26 protein-coding genes are annotated in these 22455 nt (G+C 71.7%); 15 read left to right on the top strand and 11 right to left on the bottom strand.

Annotated features, from left to right (window positions below; translation table 11 throughout):
- Window positions 1-2 precede the first annotated feature (2 nt).
- Window positions 3-1238, top strand: coding sequence for an MFS transporter (locus IE305_RS18265; RefSeq protein WP_229891128.1), 1236 nt, complete (start codon window positions 3-5; stop codon window positions 1236-1238).
- On the opposite strand, the gene IE305_RS18260 is transcribed toward IE305_RS18265, so the two are convergent.
- The 5 genes from IE305_RS18260 to IE305_RS18240 all read right to left on the bottom strand — a co-directional run bounded on the left by IE305_RS18260 (window position 1178) and on the right by IE305_RS18240 (window position 4420).
- Window positions 1178-1633: a hypothetical protein gene (locus IE305_RS18260; protein ID WP_190130671.1), complete on the bottom strand. Its 456-nt coding sequence runs from the start codon at window positions 1631-1633 to the stop codon at window positions 1178-1180. The two genes, IE305_RS18265 and IE305_RS18260, sit on opposite strands and share 61 nt — an antisense overlap.
- Window positions 1634-1657: 24 nt before the next feature.
- The gene (locus IE305_RS18255) at window positions 1658-2455 is read right to left on the bottom strand and encodes a hypothetical protein (protein WP_190130670.1); all 798 of its coding nucleotides are present in this window, start codon (window positions 2453-2455) and stop codon (window positions 1658-1660) included.
- A gap of 281 nt (window positions 2456-2736) precedes the next feature.
- Window positions 2737-3261, bottom strand: coding sequence for a hypothetical protein (locus IE305_RS18250; protein WP_190130669.1), 525 nt, complete (start codon window positions 3259-3261; stop codon window positions 2737-2739).
- A gap of 4 nt (window positions 3262-3265) precedes the next feature.
- Entirely contained in the window at window positions 3266-3430 is a 165-nt protein-coding gene (locus IE305_RS18245; RefSeq protein ID WP_190130721.1) for a hypothetical protein, read from the bottom strand.
- Window positions 3431-3613: 183 nt separating this feature from the next.
- The gene (locus IE305_RS18240) at window positions 3614-4420 is read right to left on the bottom strand and encodes a GntR family transcriptional regulator (protein ID WP_190130668.1); all 807 of its coding nucleotides are present in this window, start codon (window positions 4418-4420) and stop codon (window positions 3614-3616) included.
- A 239-nt stretch (window positions 4421-4659) separates the two neighbouring features.
- On the opposite strand from IE305_RS18240, the gene IE305_RS18235 reads away from it, so the two are divergent.
- The 7 genes from IE305_RS18235 (at window position 4660) to IE305_RS18205 (ending at window position 11745) form a co-directional block, all read left to right on the top strand.
- Entirely contained in the window at window positions 4660-5931 is a 1272-nt protein-coding gene (locus IE305_RS18235) for an extracellular solute-binding protein (protein ID WP_190130667.1), read from the top strand.
- Between the two features lie 116 nt (window positions 5932-6047).
- Window positions 6048-7028, top strand: a complete 981-nt coding sequence (locus IE305_RS18230) for a carbohydrate ABC transporter permease (protein ID WP_190130666.1) — start codon at window positions 6048-6050, stop codon at window positions 7026-7028.
- The gene (locus IE305_RS18225; protein ID WP_190130665.1) at window positions 7025-7855 is read left to right on the top strand and encodes a carbohydrate ABC transporter permease; all 831 of its coding nucleotides are present in this window, start codon (window positions 7025-7027) and stop codon (window positions 7853-7855) included. The genes IE305_RS18230 and IE305_RS18225 overlap by 4 nt, the downstream gene beginning before the upstream one ends.
- 10 nt (window positions 7856-7865) lie before the next feature.
- Complete coding sequence (locus IE305_RS18220; protein WP_190130664.1) at window positions 7866-9386, top strand: glycoside hydrolase family 3 protein; 1521 nt, start codon at window positions 7866-7868, stop codon at window positions 9384-9386.
- A gap of 112 nt (window positions 9387-9498) precedes the next feature.
- Window positions 9499-10056 (top strand): hypothetical protein, encoded by a 558-nt coding sequence (locus IE305_RS18215; protein ID WP_190130663.1) that lies wholly within the window; start codon window positions 9499-9501, stop codon window positions 10054-10056.
- Window positions 10057-10439: 383 nt separating this feature from the next.
- The gene (locus tag IE305_RS18210; protein WP_190130662.1) at window positions 10440-10856 is read left to right on the top strand and encodes an ATP-binding protein; all 417 of its coding nucleotides are present in this window, start codon (window positions 10440-10442) and stop codon (window positions 10854-10856) included.
- A 16-nt stretch (window positions 10857-10872) separates the two neighbouring features.
- On the top strand, window positions 10873-11745 hold the full coding sequence (locus IE305_RS18205; RefSeq protein WP_229891126.1) for an RNA polymerase sigma factor SigF: 873 nt from the start codon (window positions 10873-10875) through the stop codon (window positions 11743-11745).
- A gap of 36 nt (window positions 11746-11781) precedes the next feature.
- Here the strand turns inward: IE305_RS18205 and IE305_RS18200 are convergent, their stop codons facing one another.
- Window positions 11782-12234 carry a hypothetical protein gene (locus IE305_RS18200; RefSeq protein ID WP_190130661.1) on the bottom strand — a complete coding sequence of 151 codons (453 nt, stop codon included), beginning with the start codon at window positions 12232-12234 and terminating at the stop codon, window positions 11782-11784.
- A 128-nt stretch (window positions 12235-12362) separates the two neighbouring features.
- Here IE305_RS18200 and IE305_RS18195 point away from each other — a divergent pair, with 128 nt between their 5' ends.
- Both IE305_RS18195 and IE305_RS18190 read left to right on the top strand, forming a co-directional pair.
- Entirely contained in the window at window positions 12363-13331 is a 969-nt protein-coding gene (locus IE305_RS18195) for a diacylglycerol/lipid kinase family protein (RefSeq protein ID WP_190130660.1), read from the top strand.
- A gap of 323 nt (window positions 13332-13654) precedes the next feature.
- Window positions 13655-13912, top strand: coding sequence for a WhiB family transcriptional regulator (locus IE305_RS18190; protein WP_004937597.1), 258 nt, complete (start codon window positions 13655-13657; stop codon window positions 13910-13912).
- A gap of 164 nt (window positions 13913-14076) precedes the next feature.
- Here the strand turns inward: IE305_RS18190 and IE305_RS18185 are convergent, their stop codons facing one another.
- Entirely contained in the window at window positions 14077-15546 is a 1470-nt protein-coding gene (locus tag IE305_RS18185; RefSeq protein ID WP_190130718.1) for a sensor histidine kinase, read from the bottom strand.
- A gap of 362 nt (window positions 15547-15908) precedes the next feature.
- Here IE305_RS18185 and nagB point away from each other — a divergent pair, with 362 nt between their 5' ends.
- Window positions 15909-16694 (top strand): glucosamine-6-phosphate deaminase, encoded by a 786-nt coding sequence (gene nagB, locus IE305_RS18180; protein ID WP_190130659.1) that lies wholly within the window; start codon window positions 15909-15911, stop codon window positions 16692-16694.
- Window positions 16695-16753: 59 nt separating this feature from the next.
- Here nagB and IE305_RS18175 read toward each other — a convergent pair whose 3' ends face one another.
- From IE305_RS18175 to IE305_RS18165, 3 genes are all read right to left on the bottom strand, one after another.
- Window positions 16754-17587 (bottom strand): hypothetical protein, encoded by an 834-nt coding sequence (locus tag IE305_RS18175; protein ID WP_229891124.1) that lies wholly within the window; start codon window positions 17585-17587, stop codon window positions 16754-16756.
- Between the two features lie 4 nt (window positions 17588-17591).
- Entirely contained in the window at window positions 17592-18098 is a 507-nt protein-coding gene (locus IE305_RS18170) for a papain-like cysteine protease family protein (protein ID WP_229891122.1), read from the bottom strand.
- A gap of 223 nt (window positions 18099-18321) precedes the next feature.
- On the bottom strand, window positions 18322-19428 hold the full coding sequence (locus IE305_RS18165; protein ID WP_190130656.1) for a helix-turn-helix domain-containing protein: 1107 nt from the start codon (window positions 19426-19428) through the stop codon (window positions 18322-18324).
- Window positions 19429-19581: 153 nt separating this feature from the next.
- Between IE305_RS18165 and IE305_RS18160 the strand changes: the two genes are divergently transcribed.
- The 3 genes from IE305_RS18160 to IE305_RS18150 are packed head-to-tail and all read left to right on the top strand — an operon-like array spanning window position 19582 to window position 20234.
- Entirely contained in the window at window positions 19582-19827 is a 246-nt protein-coding gene (locus IE305_RS18160) for a hypothetical protein (protein WP_190130655.1), read from the top strand.
- Complete coding sequence (locus tag IE305_RS18155) at window positions 19824-20042, top strand: hypothetical protein (RefSeq protein ID WP_190130654.1); 219 nt, start codon at window positions 19824-19826, stop codon at window positions 20040-20042. The genes IE305_RS18160 and IE305_RS18155 overlap by 4 nt, the downstream gene beginning before the upstream one ends.
- A 3-nt stretch (window positions 20043-20045) precedes the next feature.
- Window positions 20046-20234 (top strand): hypothetical protein, encoded by a 189-nt coding sequence (locus tag IE305_RS18150; protein WP_190130653.1) that lies wholly within the window; start codon window positions 20046-20048, stop codon window positions 20232-20234.
- 50 nt (window positions 20235-20284) lie between these two features.
- Here IE305_RS18150 and IE305_RS18145 read toward each other — a convergent pair whose 3' ends face one another.
- Entirely contained in the window at window positions 20285-20779 is a 495-nt protein-coding gene (locus IE305_RS18145; protein WP_190130652.1) for a GNAT family N-acetyltransferase, read from the bottom strand.
- A 66-nt stretch (window positions 20780-20845) separates the two neighbouring features.
- On the opposite strand from IE305_RS18145, the gene IE305_RS18140 reads away from it, so the two are divergent.
- Complete coding sequence (locus IE305_RS18140; protein WP_190130651.1) at window positions 20846-22438, top strand: Na+/H+ antiporter; 1593 nt, start codon at window positions 20846-20848, stop codon at window positions 22436-22438.
- Window positions 22439-22455: the final 17 nt, after the last annotated feature.

Genomic DNA, 22455 nt, shown 5'->3' with positions numbered 1-22455 from the left:
CCATGGGTGCCGAACAACGACGCGTCCTGACCGTCCTGGTGATCTCCCAGGTGCTCGGCGGCGCGGGCATGGCGGCCGGCATCACGGTCGGCGCGCTGCTCGCGGAGGACATGCTCGGCTCGACGGGCCTCGCCGGCCTGCCCAGCGCCCTCTTCACGGCGGGCGCGGCGCTCGGGGCGCTGGCCATCGGCCGGCTGAGTCAGCGCAGCGGCCGCCGCCCCGGCCTCGCCCTCGGCCACGCCACCGCCGCCACCGGCAGCCTCGGCGTGGTCGTGGCCGCCGCGGCGGGCAGCGCGCTGCTGCTCTTCGTGTCGCTGTTCCTCTACGGCGCGGGGTCGGCGACCAGCCTCCTCGCCCGGTACGCCGGGGCCGACCTCGCCCCGCCGGAGCGGCGGGGCCGTGCGGTGAGCACGGTGCTGCTGGCCACCACGTTCGGGGCGGTCGCCGGGCCCAACCTCGTCGGGGCGACGGGCGACGTGGCGCACGCGTGGGGCATCCCGCGGCTGGCGGGGCCGTTCCTGCTGGCGGTCGCCGCGTACGCCTCGGCGTGCGTGGTGCTCGCGGTGTTCCTGCGGCCGGACCCGCTGCTGCTGGCGCGGGAGCGGGAGCAGGTGCCGGATGAGACGGTGGTTGTGCCGGTGGAGCGTGGGCCAGGCGTGGTCACCGGCGCCGCAGTGATGATCACCGGCCAGCTGGTGATGGTGGCCATCATGACGATGACGCCCGTCCACATGACGGGCCACGGCCACAGTGCGCAGACGGCGGGCCTGGTCATCTCCGTCCACGTGGCGGCGATGTTCCTGCCGTCCCCATTGACGGGCCTGCTGGTCGACCGCCTCGGCCCGGTACGCGTCGCGGTGGCCTCGGGCTTGGTACTGCTGTCGGCGGGCGCACTCGCCGCGTTGGCCCCGGCGCACAGCGTCGCCCTCCTGGCCACGGCCCTGGCCCTGCTGGGCCTGGGCTGGAACCTCGGCCTGGTCAGCGGCACGGCCATCGTCACGGAAGCGGTGCCGCTCGCGGCCCGTGCGACGACCCAGGGCACGGTCGACGTCGGCATGGCGATCGCGGGCAGCACGGGCGGCATGGCCTCGGGCCTGGTCGTCGCGGGCAGCAGCTACCCGGCGCTGGCCGCGGGGGGTGGCCTGCTGGCGCTGGCGATCCTGCCGGTGGTGGGGCGTCAGGGGCGCTTGTTGAGGACGATGAGGCGGCACATATCGGGGTCGCCGACGAAGTTGTAGAGGACGGGCCGCTCCCGGGTGCCGCTGATGTCGAAGCCGCCTGCGCCGTTCAGGTGGATCGACTTGTTCCGGTCCCGCCCGTCTCCGATGGTGAGCGGGCCGTCCAGTGTCCAGCTTCCCCGCCGCGCTCCGAGGTGCACCACTCGTGGGTCCGCGATGTCCTGCATGTCCCGCCCAGGCATGTCATCCACCTCGAACGTCCCGTCCGCGCGCACGGTCAGCGTCCCCCAGGGGTGACCCTCATAGGTGCCCACCAGGTCCGCCTGGGTGAGCCCAGCGGGCGTCGGCCCGTCCGTGCCGCACAAGCTGTTCAGGTCGTCGAGGTCGCACCCCGTCACCAGCAGCGACGCCCCCAGGCTCAGGGCGCAGGCGAGGACCGTCAGACGTCGGCGCATGGCGCGCCTCCTTTTTGAACACGTTCAAATCGACGGTTCGATCATTGCACGACCGACCGGCCGCCCAGCACCGGGCCCCCGCAGAGCAGCCCGTACGGCCCGCGCGCCGCGCCGGGAGCTGGCGGCGGCCGCGGCAACGCGGCAGTCGCGGCACCAGGTCTCGTCGGCGACGGGCGTGAACGTCCGGCCGCATCCCCTCCCGCACGGCTGCCCGGCCGGTGGTTCGGCGACCGGCCCGGGCGGTGCGGGCATCTTTCGCAGCAGCCGGTCGCGGACGATCCCGGCGGGGGAGTGGATCTGGGCGGGCAACCCCGAGGTCAGCGTGAGGCACAGCTCCTGCGCGGTGACGCCGCGCGCGAGCCACTCCCCGGCGAGGGCTGCCAGCTGCCGTACCTCGCGACCGGCCAGTCGCAACCGCCGTTCGCGGTGGGAGACGGCGGCGAGGGCGGCGGCACCGGCCTCGGCGAGCGGGTGGGGAGGGTGGGAGGTGTCCCCCTCGTCTCTTTCAGGGGAACGGGCGGCGGGCCGAGGGCCCGGCTCACCGGCGGCCGGTGAGGGGGCCGCCGGAGCGGCGGGAGTCACGTCCGCGTGCCGCCCGTCGCGCGCGGCGGCCGCCTCCTCGCCGGACAGCGGCACATTGGACACGAGCTGCTTCGTGCTCCACCGCCCGCCGGGGCCCTGTCGCCGCCACTCGTGCACGTAGCCTTCGGCGATCAGTTCGCGCTTGGCGCGGGTGAACGCGGTCTTCGTGATGCCCGCGCGGGCGGCGGTCTCGGACAGCGGCTGGTCGGCGCCGTCGGGCAGCGACAGCTGCCACGTCAACAGCCGTACCGCGGCGGCGGAAAGGCGGGGGTGGCGGAGGATTTCGTTCGGAATCTGCGTGAAGAAGCGCGCAGGGGCGCTAGCATGCTTGAGCATTCTCCGGGAGGGGCTTTCTCTCGGGGGATGAAGACCCCCGACGCAGGCCGCTAACCTGCCCGGGGGTCGTTGACGTTGCGCACGCTAGCGGGATGTGAGGCAACGACGCGCCGCACGACCGCAATTGACCGATCAGGCGCGCGGAATGATGCAACGCGGAAGAAAAAGCCCTGCAATCGGCCGAGTCAGCGCCGCGGTCCCGACGTCTCTCCCCGGTTGACCGCCATCACCATGACCGCGCCGACCATCACCAGCCGGTCCGTCAACGCGTCGAGCTGCTCCCGCTGTTCCTTGGGAAGGTGCCAGTCCTCCCAGCGGGAGGTGTCCTGCGGGGATACCGTGCCCTGCCCCTGCCAGGCGTCCGCCCAGTCGCGGACCAGGCGTGTGGCGAGGGGGGCCGCGGAGGCGGCCATGGTGGCGTAGGTGGTGAGGAGGGACGCCATGTGGCCGTGGCCCTCGGGGAGCCAGGGGCGCCAGGCGTTCAGCAGGTCGGTGGCCAGGGCGGCCACGTCGCCCAGCCACAGCACGTGCTGCGTGGTCCAGCCCTGCGGCGAGGGGCAGGGCGGCATGCCGGGCAGCAGGCGCTGGTCGAGGGCGTCGCGACGGACGAAGAACTCGCGGGCCAGGGTCAGTTCGTGGTCCGCGGGGATCCAGGAGCGGTTGTCGAGCGCGGTCGCGGCGGCGCCGACGGGGTCGACCGGGTGGTTCATGCGGTCAGGCGGCGGTGCCGTAGCGGGCACGGCGGCCGGCCGCCAGCCACCGGGTCCGCAGCTGCTCGTAGACCCCGCGCTCGGCCGACGTCAGCGTACGGCCGCGACGGGCGGCGAGGAACGTGCGGATCTCGTCGTTGAGCTGCTCCGGGGTCGTGTCGTGTGCCATGGCCATAGGCTAAGGTGCGCCACTGACACGACGTCCATTCCGCGGTCATGTTTGCAGAACGCTCATCAAACCGTCATGTGGCGGTGGGGTTGGCCTGACGGGATGAGTCGCACGCCACACCTGTTGCACCGGGACCGCACCCTGGAGGAGCCCGAAAGCTCCTCCCGCTCTTCCTGACCCTTCCTAGCCTGCCTGGCCGGCCCGGTCCTCCGCCCCCGGTGGTTCCTCCGTCGGCCGCTTCAGGCGCGCCACGAACTTGTACCGGTCGCCGCGGTACACCGAGCGCACCCATTCCACCGGGGTGCCCTGGGCGTCCAGCGAGTGGCGGGACAGCATCAGCATCGGCAGGCCCACGTCCGTGCCCAGGAGGCTCGCCTCGCGTGGGGTGGCCAGGGACGTCTCGATGGTTTCCTCGGCCTCGGCCAGGCGGACGTCGTAGACCTCGGCCAGGGCCGTGTACAGCGAGGTGTACTTCGCCAGGCTGCGGCGCAGTGCCGGGAAGCGCTTCGCGGAGAGGTGGGTGGTCTCGATGGCCATGGGTTCGCCGCTGGCCAGGCGGAGGCGTTCGATGCGCAGGACGCGGCCGCCGGCCGTGATGTCGAGCAGGCCGGCCAGGCGGTCGTCCGCCGTGACGTAGCCGATGTCCAGCAGCTGGGACGTGGGCTCCAGGCCCTGCGCGCGCATGTCCTCCGTGTAGGAGGTCAGTTGCAGCGCCTGCGAAACCTTCGGTTTCGCGACGAACGTCCCCTTTCCCTGGATACGTTCCAGTCGTCCCTCGACGACCAGTTCCTGGAGGGCCTGCCGCACCGTGGTGCGCGAGGTGTCGAACTCCGCGGCGAGGGTGCGCTCGGGCGGGACCGGCGTGCCGGGGGGCATGGTTTCGGTCATGTCCAGCAAGTGGCGTTTGAGCCGGTAATACTTGGGAACGCGGGCCGTCCGGGCACCGCTCGCGGCGCCCGCGCCCTCCGCCGTGCCCTCGTCGGCCGCCATGGCGTGCCTTCCCGACTCCGATCCTGCTGCCGTCACCCGGCACCTCCGTCCATCGCGGTCACATGGTGGCACGGGCTGAGCCCGAGGAGCCCGGAGACGCCCAGGTCGACCCCGAGGTGTCGGTCCGGTAACGGAGCCGACAGCGACTCTTATACACCCTTGACACCCCAAAAGGTCTAGGCCAAGCTGCGGGCACTGGTCTAAACCATTAAAGACCATTGGTCCTTGAGGAGAGTGCTGTGAAGCGAGGGCTCATAGCGGCGACGGGTGTCGCGGCCATGCTGGTGAGTGTTGCTGCCTGTGGGTCCAGCGGTGGCGACGGGGAGTCCGGGGCGGACGGCGGCAAGGCCAAGTCCCTCACCGTCTGGTTCATGGATGGCTCGAATCCGTCGGGCTGGACCGACTCCGTGAAGAAGGAGTTCGAACAGAAGACCGGCGCCAAGCTCGATGTCCAGATCCAGAAGTGGGACGGCATCCAGCAGAAGGTGACCACCGCCCTCTCGGAGTCGAACCCCCCGGACGTCCTGGAGATCGGCAACACCCAGACGCCCTCCTACGCCGAGACCGGCGGCCTGGCCGAGCTGGGCGACCTGAAGAAGGAGATCGGCGGCGACTGGACGGAGTCCCTCAACAAGCCGTCCGTCTTCGAGGGCAAGCAGTACGCCGCCCCCTGGTACGCGGCCAGCCGGGTGGTCATCTACAACAAGCGGATCTGGGCCGACGCCGGCATCACCGACGTGCCGAAGACCCGCGACGAGTTCTTCAAGGACCTCGAGGCCATCCAGAAGAAGGGCGACGCCGAGCCCCTCTACCTGCCCGGCCAGAACTGGTACTTCTTCGACGGCCTGACCATCGGCGCCGGCGCCGACCTGGTGAAGAAGGACGGCAAGAAGTGGGTCTCCAACCTCGCCGACCCCAAGGTCGGCCAGGCCATGGAGCTCTACAAGAAGTACCAGTCGTTCAGCAAGGCCCCCAAGGACAAGGACGAGGCCACGCCGCAGCAGGCGGACGTCTTCGCCAAGGGGAAGACCGGCGCCTTCATCGGCATGGGCTGGGAGGCCCAGACCGCGATCAAGGCGAACCCGCAGATCGAGAAGGAGATCGGCTACTTCACCATCCCCGGTGAGACCGCCGACAAGCCCGAGGGTGTCTTCCTCGGTGGCTCCAACCTCGCCATCGCCGAGAACAGCAAGAAGAAGGACCTCGCCAAGGAGTTCCTCAAGATCGCGCTGTCGGACCGGCACGAGGGTGCGCTGGCCAAGGAGGTCGGCTCGCTCCCGAACAAGACCTCCCTGCTGCCGCAGCTGAAGGGCCAGCCGGCCGCCGAGGCCGCGGCCCCCGCCGCCAAGGGCGGCGGCACCACGCCGCTCATCCCCGAATGGGCCAACGTCGAGAACGCCCCGAACCCGGTCAAGGCGTACATGACGGCCGTCCTCAACGGAAAGTCGCCCGAGGAGGCCGCCAAGCAGGTCGAGGGCGAGATGAACAAGAGGCTGGCCCAGAAGCAGTAGAGCAGTGACCCGGTCGTCCGCGTACGGGCCCGGACAGTGACAGGAGTCCGGCCCGTGCGCGGACGCGCGCACGTACCACCGTTGGACAGGGCAGGCAGGGAAGTAGGCGGACGACGATGTCAGCGCAGACCGAAGAGACGACGGCCGCCCGGCCGGCGTCCCCGAGCAGCAGGGGCGGCGCGGCACCGCCCGGCCGTCCGCGGGAGGGGAAGGCCCAGCCCCTGCCCTACCTCCTCGTCCTCCCCGCCGCCGCCCTCACCGTCCTCCTCCTCGGCTGGACGCTGCTGAAGAACGGCCTGCTGTCGTTCCAGAACCTCGGCAAGCGGCAGCTGATCCGGCATGTCACCGAGTGGACGGGCCTCGACAACTACACGAACACGCTGTCGAACAGCGAGTTCTGGCACGTCACCGGCCGGTCCATGGCGTTCACGGCCGTCAACGTCGCCCTGATCATGGTCGTCGGCTGCCTGACCGGCCTGCTGCTGGCCCGCCTCGGCAAGGGCATGCGGCTGCTGCTGTCCACCGCGCTGGTGCTGGCCTGGGCCATGCCCGTGGTCGCCGCCACCACCGTCTTCCAGTGGCTGTTCGACCAGCGCTTCGGCGTCGTCAACCACCTCCTCGACGCCCTCGGCTTCCACTCCATGGCCGGCTACAACTGGACCGGCGACCAGCTCTCCACGTTCTTCGTGATCACCGTGCTGCTCGTGTGGCAGTCGGTGCCGTTCGTCGCCGTCAACCTCTACGCGGCCACGACCACCATCCCCAAGGAGCTGTACGAGGCGGCGGCACTGGACGGGGCGGGCGCCTGGAAGCGGTTCACGTCCGTCACCCTCCCCTTCCTCAAGCCCTTCTTCCTCGCGACGACCTTCCTGGAGGTCATCTGGGTCTTCAAGTGCTTCACCCAGGTCTTCGCGATCAACGAGGGCGGCCCCGACCGGCTCACCGAGACCCTGCCCGTCTACGCCTTCGCCGAGGGCATCGGCAGCCAGCACTTCGGCATGGGCGCGGCCATCTCCATCCTGACCATCGTGATCCTGCTGGCCCTGACCGCGTACTACCTGCGGCTGGTGCTCAAGCAAGAGGAGGACGACCTGTGAGGCGCTCGCTGCTCGGCCGCGTCTGGCCGGGGGCGACGGCGGTCGCCCTCTCCCTCGCCTTCGCGTTCCCCGTCTACTGGATGTTCGCCACGGCCTTCAAGGCCAACAAGGACATCGTCGCCGACACCCCCGTCTGGTTCCCCACCAGCCCCACCCTGGACCACTTCCGCAAGGCGGTCGCCGCCGACGGCTTCTGGACGCTCGTCGGCAACTCCTTCCTCGTCACCCTGGTGGCCGTGGGCCTCTCGCTCGTCATCGCGCTGCTGGCCTCGTTCGCCGTCGCCCGTATGCGGTTCCGCGGCCGCCGCGGCTTCGTGCTCGTCATGATGATGGCCCAGATGGCGCCCTGGGAGGTCATGACCATCGCGTACTACATGATCGTGCGCGACGCGGAGATGCTGAACAGCCTCGTCCCGCTCATCGCCATCTACACCGTGATGGTGCTGCCCTTCACCGTCCTCACCCTCCGCGGGTACGTCGCCGCGGTGCCCAAGGAGCTGGAGGAGTCGGCGATGGTCGACGGGTGCACCCGCGCCCAGGCGTTCGTCCGGGTGATCTTCCCGCTGCTGGCGCCCGGCCTCATGGCGACCTCGCTCTTCGGCTTCATCACCGTGTGGAACGAATTCCCCATGGTGCTGGTACTGAACAAGGAGCCGGGGGCCCAGACGCTGCCCCTGTGGCTCACGAGCTTCCGGACCACCTTCGGCGACGACTGGGGCGCCACCATGGCCGCCTCGTCCCTGTTCGCCGTGCCCATCCTCATCCTCTTCCTCATCCTCCAGCGCAGGGCCGTCGGGGGGCTGACCTCCGGCGCAGTGAAGGGCTGACAGCAGCGACATGACCACGCTCACCCCCCGGGACACCCCGGGCACCAGGGACACCCTCACCCGCGACGCCCTCACCGTCCTCCAGCCCGGCTTCACCGGGACCACCGCGCCCGACTGGCTGCGGCGCCGGCTCGGCGAAGGGCTCGCCTCGGTCGGCCTGTTCGGCCGCAACATCGCCTCGCCCGAGCAGCTCGCCGCGCTCACCGCGCAGCTGCGCGCCGAGCGCGAGGACGTGCTCGTCGCCGTCGACGAGGAGGGCGGCGACGTCACCCGCCTGGAAGTGCGCACCGGCTCCTCCTTCCCCGGCAACCTCGCCCTCGGCACCGTCGACGACACCGCCCTGACCCGGGCCGTCGCCCACGAACTGGGCCGCCGGCTCGCGGAGTGCGGCGTCAACCTCAACTGGGCGCCGTCCGCCGACGTCAACTCCGACCCCGGCAACCCCGTCATCGGCGTACGGTCCTTCGGCGCCGACCCGCGACTCGTGGCCCGGCACACCGCCGCGTACATCGAGGGCCTCCAGGCCGCCGGGGTCGCCGCCTGCACCAAGCACTTCCCCGGGCACGGCGACACGGCCGTCGACTCCCACCACGCCCTGCCCCGCATCACCGCGGACCTGGCCACGCTGCGCGAGCGCGAACTCGTGCCGTTCCGGGTGGCCGTGGCCGCCGGCACCAAGGCCGTGATGAGCGCCCACATCCTGCTGCCGGCGCTCGACCCCGACCTGCCGGCCACGCTCAGCCCCGCCGCCCTGCACGGGCTGCTGCGCGCACCCGTCGCCGAGGGCGGCCTCGGCTTCGACGGCCTGATCGTCACCGACGGCATGGAGATGCAGGCGATCGCCGGCACGTACGGCATCGAGCGCGGCAGCGTCCTGGCCGTCGCGGCCGGCGCGGACGCCATCTGCGTGGGCGGCGGCCTGGCGGACGAGGACACCGTGCTGCGGCTGCGCGACGCCCTGGTGGCGGCGGTCCGGTCCGGCGCACTGCCCGAGGAACGGCTCGCGGACGCCGCGCGCCGCGTCCGGGCCCTCGGCGCGTGGACCCGCGCCACGGCCACCGGCCGCGACGGCGGCACGCCCACCCCCGACGTCGGCCTGGAGGCCGCGCGCCGGGCGCTGCGGGTCACCACGACCGGGACGTACGAGCCGCTGGCCGCGCCCGCGCACGTCGCGGCGTTCACGCCGGCCGCCAACATCGCCGTCGGCGACGAGACGCCCTGGGGCGTGGGCGCGGAACTGGCCCGCCTCGTGCCGGGCACGACCACCCTGACGTACGGCCCGGAGGACGCGCGCGCCGAGCAGGTGCTGGCGGACGCGGGGGAGCGGCGCATCGTGGCGGTGGTGCGGGACGAGCACCGGCACGGCTGGATGGCCTCGGCCCTCGACGCCCTGCTGGCGGCCCGCCCGGACACGGTGGTCGTCGAGATGGGCCTGCCCCAGGCCGCGCCGCGCGGCGCGGTGCACGTGGCCACGCACGGCGCGGCCCGCGTCTGCGGGCGTGCGGCGGCGGAGGCGCTGGTGGCGCGGTAGCCACCCGCCGTACGGGGGAGCCGGGGGCCGTACGTGATCATCCTGCGGGCGGACGGGAAAGCCGCCCGCGGGGCGACGCGGCGCCCGGCCCCCGGCCCGGACGATGGCTGTCATGCCGAGATCCGCAGCACTCCCGAACGTCCCCCGCTGGGCCCGCCTCGCCGCGACGGGCGCCGCCCTGAGCAACGTCCCCTCCGCCCTGTGGCGCGTGGCCGTCGCCGCGGGCGTGCCCGTGGGCCTGGCCCGGTCCGAGTACGCCACGATGCACGTCCCGGGCTGGGGCACCCTCTTCCTCATCCTCCTGAGCCTGGTCTCCGAGCTGTTCGCACTGCTCGCCCTGGGCCTCGTCCGCCCCTGGGGGGAAACGTGGCCGCGCCGCCTGCCGTTCCTCGGCGGCCGCCGCGTCCCGGTCGCCCTCGCGACGACCCTGGCCACGGCCGGCACGGTGGCGACGACGGTGTACGGCGTGCTGTTCGTGTACACGGCCTTCCACGCGGAGATGGACGCCACGTGGTGGGGCACGCTGCTCATCGACGTCACGTACGCCCCCCTCATCCTTTGGGGGCCCTTGCTGGGCGTGGCCACGTACCACTACCACCGTCGGCGGACGGCGGGATCTCCCCGTCCGGGCTCCAACTCGCGGGCGCGACGGATACAGTCTGTTTCCTGACCCTTCAGAGAATGAGGGGCGTGCGTCTCCTGTGCGAGCCTTCAGGCCGACATGCAAGTGACGGTCTCGCTACTGTGCGTCAACGCCGACCGTCGGGTGACGCGCACAGGAGCCTTGCGGCCCTCGCGCAGAGTGACGAGAATCCGGGTGGGGCGCCCAACCGGCCGATTTCTCTTTCGAATTGAGACCGCAGACCCCTACCCACTGTCTGTACTCATAGCCTTACCATGAGTGACAGTCGCGGGGCTGCGGCGCAGAACCGCAGATCGCGATAGCGTCTCAGCCGGACCATGTGCCGTACGCCGGCGCGTCCGTCGGCCCCCGGGCCGCGGCACCCGGCGTGCGGGACAGCTCAAGAAGCTTGCGCCACCTTGGAGGTGAGGGTGTCCCCAATCGCTGCCGAGCCTGGGACGACCCAGGACTTCGTGGAAGTCCGGCTGCCCGCTGCGGGTGCCTACCTGTCGGTGCTGCGGACGGCGACAGCCGGTCTCGCGGCCCGTCTGGACTTCACCCTGGACGAGATCGAGGACCTGCGCATCGCCGTCGACGAGGCGTGCGCGATCCTGCTGCAACAGGCCGTCCCCGGCTCCGTGCTCAGCTGTGTGTTCCGCCTGGTGGGCGACGCCCTGCGGGTGACCGTCTCGGCCCCCACCACGGACGGCCGGGCCCCCGAGCGGGACACCTTCGCCTGGACGGTGCTCTCCGCCCTCGCCGGCGAGGTCGACTCCACCGTCGCGGACGACCGTACGGTCAGCATCAGCCTGCACAAGAAGCGCGGCGCCGGCCCCGGACAGCCGTGACGAAAGAGGGGGCTCCGTGAGTACTGCGTCATCGCGGGGAGTGCGTACCCCGGCCATCCCGCAGCAGCCTGCCCGGCCGCACCCGGAGGGCCGCGACATGGATCAGCAAGAGCGCCGGCACCAGCACCCCGATCCCCAGGACCGCAGCGGTGCCCGGGCCCTGTTCGTGGAGCTGCGGCGGCTGCCCGACGGCTCGCCGGAGAAGGCCGAGCTGCGCAACCACCTCGTGCGGATGCACCTGCCCCTGGTGGAGCACCTCGCGCGCCGGTTCCGCAACCGCGGGGAACCGCTGGACGACCTGACCCAGGTGGCCACCATCGGCCTGATCAAGTCGGTCGACCGGTTCGACCCCGAGCGCGGCGTGGAGTTCTCCACGTACGCGACGCCCACGGTGGTCGGCGAGATCAAGCGGCACTTCCGGGACAAGGGCTGGGCGGTCCGCGTGCCGCGGCGGCTCCAGGAGCTGCGGCTGTCGCTGACCACGGCCACCGCCGAGCTGTCCCAGCGGCACGGCCGCGCCCCCACCGTGCACGAGCTGGCCGAGCAGCTGGGGATCTCGGAGGAGGAGGTGCTGGAGGGCCTGGAGTCCGCCAACGCCTACAGCACGCTCTCGCTGGACGTGCCCGACACGGACGACGAGTCGCCGGCCGTGGCCGACACCCTGGGCGCGGAGGACGAGGCGCTGGAGGGCGTGGAGTACCGGGAGTCCCTCAAGCCGCTGCTGGAGGACCTGCCGCCGCGCGAGAAGAAGATCCTGCTGCTGCGGTTCTTCGGCAACATGACCCAGTCGCAGATCGCCCAGGAGGTCGGGATCTCCCAGATGCACGTCTCGCGGCTGCTCGCACGGACCCTCGCCCAGCTCCGGGACCGGCTGCTGATCGAGGAGTGACGGCGCCCCGGAGGGCACCCCTCACGGCGCCGGGTCTCAGCCCTCGCGCGGGCCGGCGCCCAGGGCGCCGGTCGCCGTGGGGTTCACCAGCAGGACGAGGGTGGCCACGGCGGCCAGCGCGAGCGCCACGGCCCCGGCCACCATCAGCCCGCCGCCGTTGAACAGCGTCCAGGCCACCGGCAGCGCCATGATCTGCGTGATCACCGCGGGCCCGCGGCTCCAGCGGCGCAGCAGCCACAGGCCGCGCGCGGCCAGCAGCGGCAGCAGGGCCAGCACGAGCACGGTCAGCCCGCCCGTCTCGGCCTGCCGCGGGCTGTCGGGCGTACCGAGCAGCCCCATGACCAGCAGGAGGACGCCGGCGGCGGCCAGGACGAGGCCCTCCAGTCCGGTCAGCACCGCGGCCGCGGTCAGCCCGGCCGGGCGCGGTCGGGCCGGGCCCGGGGCGGCGGCCGTACGGGGGTTCTGCGGCGTCGGATGCTTGCTGCTCACCCCAGCAGGGTATCCGTAGCCAGGCGCCGGGCGGGGCCGCCGCCCGGTGGCCGGACCCGTACGGCGGCGGGTGCCGTACGGGAGCCCTGGGACGCCTCGTGTACCGACAGGTAGGTAGGCTGGCGCGCATGCGTGCGCTTCTCGTGGTCAACCCTTCGGCCACCACCACCAGTGCCCGTACCCGCGACGTCCTGGCGCACGCCCTGGCCAGCGACCTGAAGCTCGACGTCGCGACGACGGAGTACCGGGGCCATGCGCGCGACCTCGCCCGCCGGGCCGCGGAGAGCGGGAACATCGAGCTGGTGGTCGCCCTCGGCGGCGACGGCACGGTCAACGAGGTGGTGAACGGCCTGCTGCACGGCGGGCCGGACCCGGAGGGCCTGCCGCGCCTGGCGGTCGTGCCGGGCGGTTCCACCAACGTCTTCGCGCGCGCCCTGGGCCTGCCCAACGACGTGGTCGAGGCCACCGGCGCCCTGCTGGACGCGGTGCGCGACGGCTCGGAGCGCACGGTCGGCCTGGGCCTGGCCTCCGGCACGCCGGGGACGCCGGACGAGGGGGTGCCCGAGCGCTGGTTCACCTTCTGCGCGGGCTTCGGCTTCGACGCGGGCGTCGTGGGCCGGGTGGAGCAGCAGCGGGAGCGCGGCAAGCGTTCGACGCACTCCCTGTACGTGCGACAGGTGATGCGCCAGTTCTTCGGCGAGACGCACCGCCGGCACGGGACGATCACGGTCGAACGGCCCGGCGAGCCGCCACTCGAGAATCTCGTCATGTCGATAATCTGCAACACCGCGCCGTGGACCTACCTGGGCAACCGGCCGGTCTACGCCGCCCCCCGCGCGTCCTTCGACACCGCCCTTGACGTGCTGGGATTCACCAAGCTGTCGACGCTGACGGCGACCCGCTACGCGACCCAGCTGCTGACGTCCACGCCGGAGCGTGGGCCAAAGGGCAGACACGCTGTGTCACTGCACGACCAGACCTCCTTCACCTTGCATTCGCAGGTGCCGCTGCCCTTCCAGATGGACGGCGACCACCTCGGCGTGCGCAGTAGCGTGACGTTCACAGGCGTACGCCGTGCACTGCGTGTGATTGTGTGAGTGCGAGGGCCTAAAGTCCTTCCAGTCGAACGTTTAGGCTGGGTTCCACCCCCTGGAATGACGGCTGTGACCTAGCCGACACCGAGGAATCAAAAAAAACTTTCCGGAAGGGGTTGTATCCGTCGCCGAGGTTTGCGAGTCTCTTCATGGCGATCGGGACAGCCGCTCAGCTCGGCATCCCGGAGAGCCCGAATCCCCTCTCCTCAGACTTCTGGACCGCACCGGTTTCGGCTGGGCGACGTCCGGTCCCCTACGAGGGGATTCGTGAAAGCGTTCACATTCACAAGCCACGTAGCCGTAACACACGAGGAGATGGAGCAGCCATGGACTGGCGTCACAACGCCGTTTGCCGCGAGGAAGACCCCGAGCTGTTCTTCCCCATCGGCAACACCGGTCCTGCGCTGCTGCAGATCGAGGAAGCCAAGGCCGTCTGCCGCCGCTGCCCCGTGATGGAGCAGTGCCTGCAGTGGGCGCTCGAGTCCGGCCAGGACTCCGGCGTCTGGGGTGGCCTCAGCGAGGACGAGCGCCGCGCGATGAAGCGTCGTGCCGCTCGCAACCGGGCGCGCAACGCGACCGCCTGACGCCGCCCCCGGCCCCCGAGCCGCAGCGCGCAGTACCTCCCCGTGCTCGCAGCACACCAAAGCTTTGAGCCCCGGCCCGCTCGTAGGAGCAGGCCGGGGCTCAGTGCTGTGCGCAGCCGGGCGTACGGGGCGTAGGCCGGGCCCGGCGTTTGAGTGACGGGCCGTCAGTTCTTCTCCGGCCCCACCGGGATGTCGAGGACGACCCGCGTGCCCTGCCCGGAAGCGGGCAGCATGTCGAACTTTCCGCCCAACTCCCCCTCCACCAGGGTGCGTACGATCTGCAGGCCCAGGTTGCCGGCGCGCTGCGGGTCGAAGCCCTCCGGCAGGCCGCGGCCGTCGTCCTGGACGGAGATCAGCAGCCGGGCGTCCCGGCGCCCGCCGCCCCGCACCGCCGTCACCTCGACCAGGCCGCCCTGGCCGGGGCGGAAGCCGTGCTCCAGGGCGTTCTGCACCAGCTCGGTGAGGACCATCGACAGGGGCGTGGCGACCTCGGCGTCCAGGATCCCGAACCGGCCGGTCCGGCGGGTGGTCACGCCGCCCGGGGAGATCTCCGCGACCATGGCCAGCACCCGGTCGGCGATCTCGTCGAACTCCACCCGCTCGTCGAGGTTCTGCGAGAGCGTCTCGTGCACGATGGCGATCGAGCCGACCCGGCGCACCGCCTCCTCCAGCGCCTCGCGGCCCTCGGCGGAGCCGATCCGGCGGGCCTGGAGGCGGAGCAGGGCGGCCACGGTCTGGAGGTTGTTCTTCACCCGGTGGTGGATCTCCCGGATGGTGGCGTCCTTGGTGATCAACTCGCGCTCGCGCCGGCGCAGTTCGGTGACGTCCCGGAGCAGCACCAGCGAGCCGATGTGGCTGCCCTTGGGCTTGAGCGGGATGGCGCGCAGCTGGATCACGCCGCCGTTGGCCTCGACCTCGAACTCGCGCGGCGCCCAGCCGCTGGCGAGCTTGGCCAGGCCCTCGTCCACGGGCGCGCGGGAAGGGGCGAGCCGGGCGGTGGTCTCGCCCAGGTGGTGGCCGACCAGGTCGGCGGCGAGGCCGAGCCGGTGGTAGGCGGAGAGCGCGTTGGGGCTGGCGTACTGGACGATGCCGTCGGCGTCGAGCCGGATGAGCCCGTCGCCGGCGCGCGGCGAGGCGTCCATGTCGACCTGCTGCCCGGGGAAGGGGAAGCTGCCGGCGGCGATCATCTGGGCCAGGTCGGAGGCGCTCTGCAGGTAGGTGAGCTCCAGCCGGCTGGGGGTGCGGACAGTGAGCAGATTGGTGTTGCGGGCGATCACGCCCAGCACCCGGCCCTCGCGGCGGACGGGGATGGACTCGACCCGGACCGGGACCTCCTCGCGCCATTCGGGGTCGCCCTCGCGCACGATCCGGCCCTCGTCCAGCGCGGCGTCCAGCATCGGCCGGCGGCCGCGCGGCACGAGGTGGCCGACCATGTCGTCCTGGTAGGAGGTGGGCCCGGTGTTGGGCCGCATCTGGGCCACCGACACGTACCGGGTGCCGTCGCTGGTGGGGATCCACAGGACGAGGTCGGCGAAGGAGAGGTCGGAGAGCAGCTGCCACTCCGAGACCAGCAGGTGCAACCACTCCAGGTCGGAGTCTTCCAGGTCGGTGTGCTGGCGTACGAGGTCGTTCATGGAGGGCACGCCTGCGAGCCTACCGGCGGTCGGCCGCGCGTGGTTTTCCACCCGTACGGTGCACGGGCGTGGACAGCCACGAATGGTCTAGTCCACAATGGAAAGGTACGGCAAAGCCGCAGCGCCGTACGCGGACTTCCGCCCTCCCCGCACAGGGGGCGGAGCGGGCCGGCCGCCACACTGCCCTGACCGTGGCGGGCCGGCCGAGCGGCTCGGGCTGCGGTGCCCACCGGGTTGAGGGTCCCGGGGCGCCGCGGCCCGCAGTCATTCCGCCCGCGACCCGGTGCTAAATTGGTCTATACCACCCAGGAAAAGACCCTCATCGGATCTCACTCGGATCTCACCGGAACGGCAGGCCCAGCGTGGAAGTTGTCATCGTCAAGGACGCCCAGGCAGGCGGCGAGCTCATCGCGGAGGCCATGGCCGCCCTGCTGCGCCGCAAGCCCGACGCCCTGCTCGGCGTGGCCACCGGCTCCACGCCGCTCCCCGTCTACGAGGCCCTGTCCGCCAAGGTCCGCGCCGGCGCCGTGGACGCCTCCCGGGCCCGGATCTGCCAGCTGGACGAGTACGTCGGCCTGCCCGCCGACCACCCCGAGTCGTACCGCTCCACGGTGCTCCGCCAGGTCGTCGAGCCGCTCGGGCTGACCGAGGACGCCTTCATGGGCCCCGACGGCAACGCCGCGGACGTCCAGGCGGCGTGCGAGGCGTACGACCGCGCGCTGCGCGAAGCCGGCGGCGTCGATCTCCAGCTGCTCGGCATCGGCACCGACGGCCACATCGGCTTCAACGAGCCCTGCTCCTCGCTGGCCTCCCGCACCCGCATCAAGACGCTCACCCAGCAGACCCGGGTGGACAACGCGCGCTTCTTCGACAACGACATCGAGCAGGTGCCGCACCACGTCATCACCCAGGGCATCGGCACCATCCTGGAGGCCCGCCACCTGGTCCTCCTCGCCACCGGCGAGGGCAAGGCCGACGCCGTCGCCGCCTCGGTCGAGGGCCCGGTCGCGGCCCTGGTCCCGGCCTCGGCGCTCCAGCTCCACCCGCACGCCACGGTCGTCGTCGACGAGGCCGCGGCGTCGAAGCTGAAGCTGGCGGACTACTTCCGCCACACCTACGCCAACAAGCCGGTGTGGCAGGGGCTCTGAGGCCCGGAGGAACGGGCGGGACCCGGCCCCGGGAGGAGAGGCCGGGCCCCGCCGCTGCGCTACTCCGCGCGCCTGCGGCGCCGGAGGACGAGCGCGCCGCCGGTGAGGGCGAGCGCCGCGCCCGAGCCGCCGGCCACGAGCGGGACGGTGGAACCTCCGCCCGCGCCGGCGGCCGGGGCGGCCGCGTGGTAGCCGCTGGAGAACCCCTTGGTGTCGTAGTCGGAGCCCGGCAGCTTGTCGCCGTACCGGCCCTTGACCAGGTTCTGGTAGTCGGCGAGCGACAGCGAGTCCTTGTCGCCGAGCCCGGCCTTCGCCGCGGCGTTGAGGGCCTGGACCGTGTCGAGCTTCAGCTGGTACCAGGCGTGCAGCTGCGGCTCGTAGAACACGGGCGTCGCCAGTGTGCCCTTGGCGGGCGTGGTGGCGCCGGTGTCGCCCTCCCGGACGGCGGCCAGGTGCCATCCGCCGCCCTTGGTGATGCCGAGCGCGACGGTGGCCGTCCGCCCGTTGTTGCCGGTGCCGACCTGGGCGGCCAGGTGGGCGAGGCGGAGCGCCTCGGCGAGGACCGGTTTGGCCTTGCCCGCGATGAAGTCGGGGGTGAGCTCGTACACCGCCACGGGGTCCTTGAGCGTGATGGCCGGCAGGCCCTCGCACGGATCGGCCTTGTCGGGGATCGCCTGCGGCGTACGGGCGCCACCGCTCGGCACGGGGACGCTCAGGAACCGGCAGACCGCCTGGTGGGTGGCGTCCGCCTTCACCAGGTCGAGCGCCGCCTGGTAGTCGGGGATGTCGAGGGGTCCTCGGGCGGCGGCGTGCGCCGGCGCGGCCATGGCGACCCCCAGCAGGGCCGCAGCGGCCAGGCCGAGGCCCCGGCTTCTCCACGTGGTGCCGTTCATGACCTCACCCCTGGATCCGGTAGCGGCTGTGCGTCCACTTGAACGAGCCGTTGCTGACGTAGTCGTTGTAGTTCCACCACGTGTACGTCTGTGTGTCGGGCCAGGGGTCGCCCACACCGATGGTGTTGTTCCTCTCGTCGAACCCGTAGATGACGTTCATGTGGCCGCCGCCGGAATTCCACCCGATCCGTACGCCCATGGGCCGGCTGGCGTTCACCTCGGTGGAGATGTCATTGAACGACAGCGCACTGCTGACGCCCGTTCCGGTGTTGCTGAACCCCATCTTCTGCCAGGCGCCCGCCATGTCGCCCAGCGTGGCAGGCTGATTGGCGCAGCTCACGCCGGTCGCGGAGTGCGCGAGATCGCAGAACTGCGTCTGCGTGTAGCTGTACCCCCACCAGGCCGCGATGGTGTTCCCGGAGGCGTCCCAGCACCACTGGGTCTTCTCCTGCTTCTGCATGGTGATGTCGTCGTACGCCGCCGCCTGCGCCGTTCCGGTCGCGGCCGCCATCAGTCCACAGACCGAAAGTGCCAGTGCGGGCAGGGAAGTTGCCATTTTGTGTCTGCGCATTTCCCGTCCTTTCCACAGGGTCGTGGCCAGGACAGCGCGGTGCGTCAACGATGGCCAGGGCTCGCGCAGGAACTTCACCCGGAGAGGTGGGCTGTCGTCCTATAAGCGCTTCGGTGGGGGCGGTGGAAAGTGCCGGGGAAACGCCGGAAAGGGGCGTCTCGATTCAGGACCCTTGCACCTCTGCCATGAGGAGCCGCAGGGTGAGCGAGTGCTTCTCCGGCGGGAGCGCGTCGAGCGCGGCGCGGGCGTAATCGGTTCCGCCCTGCTTGTCGCCGGACCGCGACAGCATGAGGCCGCGGTGCATCTCAAGGTGTGTCGCGAAACGAGGGAGCGACGCGGGGAGATTTCGGTGGGCCGCCTCCTGCGCTTCCACAGCTGTCGTCTCGTCTCCGAGACGGGCGGCCAGAAGGGAGACGAAGACGTTCATGCGCCACCATGGGACGGCGTAGTCGGAGGTCTGTTCATACGACGCCGCCTTGTCGAACACGCGGCGCCCTCGGTCCGTGAGGCTTCGCGCCGTTGCGACATCGCCTCGGAGCGCGGCTGCATGGGCTTTGCCCATGATGGCGTTCAGGAGCCCCAGCGACGGCTTGTCGCTGATCGCCATGGCCTGGTCCGCCAGCACGTCGGCCACGCCCAGAGACGCCCCCTCGTAGCCCAGCGCAATCGCGGCCCGCCCCCGGACCCACACGCGGACCTGCTCGTCACCGGCCTCGTCGGCGGCCCTCGCCGCCATGCGGTACCAGCTCACGGCCTTGGAGCCGTCCGAACCCGGGAACGTCTTGGCGTACAGGGTCATGAGGCGTGAGGCCACCGACCACAAACGTGGGCTGTCGAGTTGCTGCTGCACGACAACGAGCTCCCCGGCCACGCGCCGCTGAATATCGGCGGCGCCCATCGACATGTAGTCGGTCCCGTAAGAGGCCAGTTTGGCTTCCCACTCATCGACGGACGGCCCGCCGGACAGACGGGCACCGAACCCCGATGCGAGCAGGTCGGAGGCCACCACAGGCGCTATCGCGACGGCTGCGACATCACTGATGAACGTACGACGCTTCACTTCACCCTCAAGGACAGCCAGAGGTACATCGAGGACCGCGGAAAGGCACCGGAGGTAGAAGTTTCCGGGCGTCACCTTCGCACGCTCCCAGCGACTGACGTACTCCCGGTTCAGGCCGGTTCTGAAAGCCGAGTTGATCTCGTGGGCCAGTCGCCCCTGCGACCAACCACGCGCCTCGCGCAGCTCCCTGATCAGTACGCCGATAGCCATGGGCCCATCTTGCCCCCAACTCTGCCCCCGCGGCGGAGAGTCACGTGTTCGATGCGTCCTTGCCCCTACCCGTGCCACTAGGGCGCCAGGCGCAGCGGCGGGAACATCGCCGCACCACATGATTTCGGCCTAGCTAGAGGGCGGTTCAGGCGTATGGCACGGACGACGGAGACGAGGGAGGACCCGGCGGCGCGGTGGGTCGGCTACCGGGCGGGTGTACTGGTGATGGACGAAAGCGTGAACCGGGTGGGCGTGTCGACGGCGTTCGACGGAATGACGTACACCCTCGTCGGGGTCGACGGCAGCGCCACGTGGCAGGCGGACGTCCGGAGCGTCCGGCTGGCCACCGACACCGAGCGCCAGGCGCTCAGGCTCGCCCCCCGGAGCGCGGCCCGGTGACCCTCGACAGCATCTCGCTGCCCCTGGCAGGCGGCCAGTGGATGGCCACGTCCGCACCACCCGAGCCGCCGCCCTGCCGTGGCTGCGTCGCGCTGAGCGCCGAGCTCAAGACGGTGCGGGCGTCGAACGACACGCTGGCGGGGATGGTGGTCCGCGCCCGCCTCTTGCGGCACTTCGCCAACTGGCACGGGTACGAGAACCGCGAAAGGAAGTGACCCGTGATCCACGGCGAACACCTGGCGAAGGACCTGCGGCGCGATCACGGGTTCGTCCACGTCGGGCGGACCAAGGACGGTCAGGCCGTGATCATGCGCAAGGGGACCCGGTGGACGGTCGTCCCCCTGCGGTTGCTCACTCAGGAAGCCGTGGACACGATCAAGGCTCAGGCCGGGATCAGCCTCGTCTGACCCGGCCCCGGCCCGCGCCCCCCGCCAGGGACGGCCTGGGCCGTCTTGTATCAGTGGGCGGCGGCCTCGTCCGCCATGGCGGCAAGCTTCTTGAGGGCGTCCCCCGTCATCCGCTGCACCGTCCACTCGTCCATGGCCGTCGCCCCCAGAGACTTGTAGAACGCGATCGAGGGGGCGTTCCAGTCCAGCACCGACCATTCGAAGCGCTCGTAGCCGCGCTCCACGCAGATCCGCGCCAGCGCCGCCAGGAGGTCGCGGCCGTGGCCGGCGCCGCGGGCGTGGGGGCGGACGTAGAGGTCTTCCAGGTATACGCCGTGCGTGCCCGTCCACGTCGAGAAGTTGCGGAACCACAGGGCGAAGCCCACCGGCTCGCCCTCGTCGTTGTCCGCCATGAGCGCGAAGACCGCCGGGGACTCTCCGAAGAGGGCCTCGTGCAGGTGTTCCTCGGTGGCCCGTACCTCGTCCAGGGAGCGTTCGTACTCCGCCAGTTCGCGGACCATCGCGTGGATGGCGGGGACATCGGCCGGCGTCGCGGGTCGGATCATGCGGGCATGGTAGCCCGGGCGCGGCGTACTCCCACGGGGGCGGGGCTTCGCCCATCATGGCTCCCGATGAACGTCATGCCGCTGCTGATGCTCGTCGCGGGCAGCGCCGCCGTCGCCGGGGCCGCCCGCCGTACGCCCGTGCCGGCGCCCCTGCTGCTCGTCGCCGCCGGGGTGGCCGTTTCCGCCGTGCCCGGTGTGCCGCGGTACGCCCTCGACCCCGGCATCGTGCTGCCCCTGCTGCTGCCGCCCCTGCTGCACACAGCCGCCCTCGACAGCTCCTACCTCGGCCTCCGCGCCAACCTGCGGCCGGTCGCGCTGCTGTCGATCGGGTACGTCCTGTTCGCCACCCTCGCCGTCGGGTACGCCGCCCACCTGCTGCTGCCGGGCCTGCCGCGGTCCGCCGCGCTCGTCCTCGGCGCCGTCGTCGCGCCGCCCGACGCCGTGGCCGCCACCGCCATCGCCCGCCGCCTGGGCCTCCCGCAGCGGATCACGACCATCCTCCAGGGCGAGTCCCTGGTGAACGACGCCACTGCCATCACCGCCTACCGCGTGGCCGTCGCGGCGGCCGTCGGCGAGGGCCTCGACTGGGCCGAGGGCGCCGAGGAGTTTCTGCTGGCCGCCGCAGGCGGCGTCGGCGTCGGCCTCGTCCTCATGGTGCCCCTCCACTGGCTCCGCACCCACCTGCGCGAGCCCCTGCTCCAGAACACCCTCTCCCTGCTCATCCCCTTCACCGCGTACGCCGCCGCCGAGAGCGTGCACGCCTCCGGCGTGCTGGCCGTCGTGGTCGTCGCCCTCTACCTCGGCCACCGCTTCTGGCAGGTCGACTTCGCCACCCGGCTCCAGGAACGCGCCGTGTGGCGCATGGCCGCCTTCCTCCTGGAGTCCTCCGTCTTCGCCCTCATCGGGCTCCAGGCCACCGTCGTCCTGCGCGGCGTGGCCCCCTACGGCGCCGGGCGGGCCACCGCCTACGCCGTCGCGGTGTTCCTCGCCGTCGTCGTCGCCCGCTTCGTATGGGTGTACCCCTCCGCCTACCTGCCGTTCGTCCTCTCCGCGCGCGTCCGGGCCCGCGAGACCCCGCCCACCTGGAAGGAGGCGATGGTCGTCGGCTGGGCCGGCATGCGCGGCGTGGTCTCGCTGGCCATCGCCTTCTCCCTGCCCGTCGTCGTGCACGACGGCGGGCCCTTCCCCGGCCGCGCCCTGATCCTCTTCCTCACCTTCACCACCGTCATCGGCACCCTGGCCGTCCAGGGCCTCACCCTGCCCCTGCTCATCCGCGTCCTGCGCCTCCCCACGGGGCACCCGCACGCCGTCACCCTCGCCGAGGCCCAGGCGCAGAGCGCGGCGTCCGCCGCCGCCGAGCAGCGCCTGGAGGAGCTGCTCGCCGACGAGCACAACGCCCTGCCCGCCCCGCTCGCCGACCGGCTGCGCGCCGTCCTCGACCGCCGCCGCAACGCCGTGTGGGAGCGGCTGGGGGCGGTCGGGGAGCGGACGGGGGAGTCGGTCGACGACACGTACCGCCGGCTGGACCGCGAGGTCATCGCCGCCGAACGGGAGGTCTTCGTGCGGCTCCGCGACGAGCAGCGCATCGACGACGAGCTGCTGCGGACGCTGATGCGGCGGCTGGATCTGGAGGAGGCGACGGCTTACCGCGAGGAGTAGACCCCCACGCCCGAGCC

The sequence above is a fragment of the Streptomyces mashuensis genome, from assembly GCF_014654785.1.
Classification (GTDB): Bacteria; Actinomycetota; Actinomycetes; order Streptomycetales; family Streptomycetaceae; genus Streptomyces; species Streptomyces mashuensis.
The sequence above is the reverse complement of the archived record's forward strand: the minus strand, read 5'-3'. Positions and strand labels throughout refer to the sequence as shown.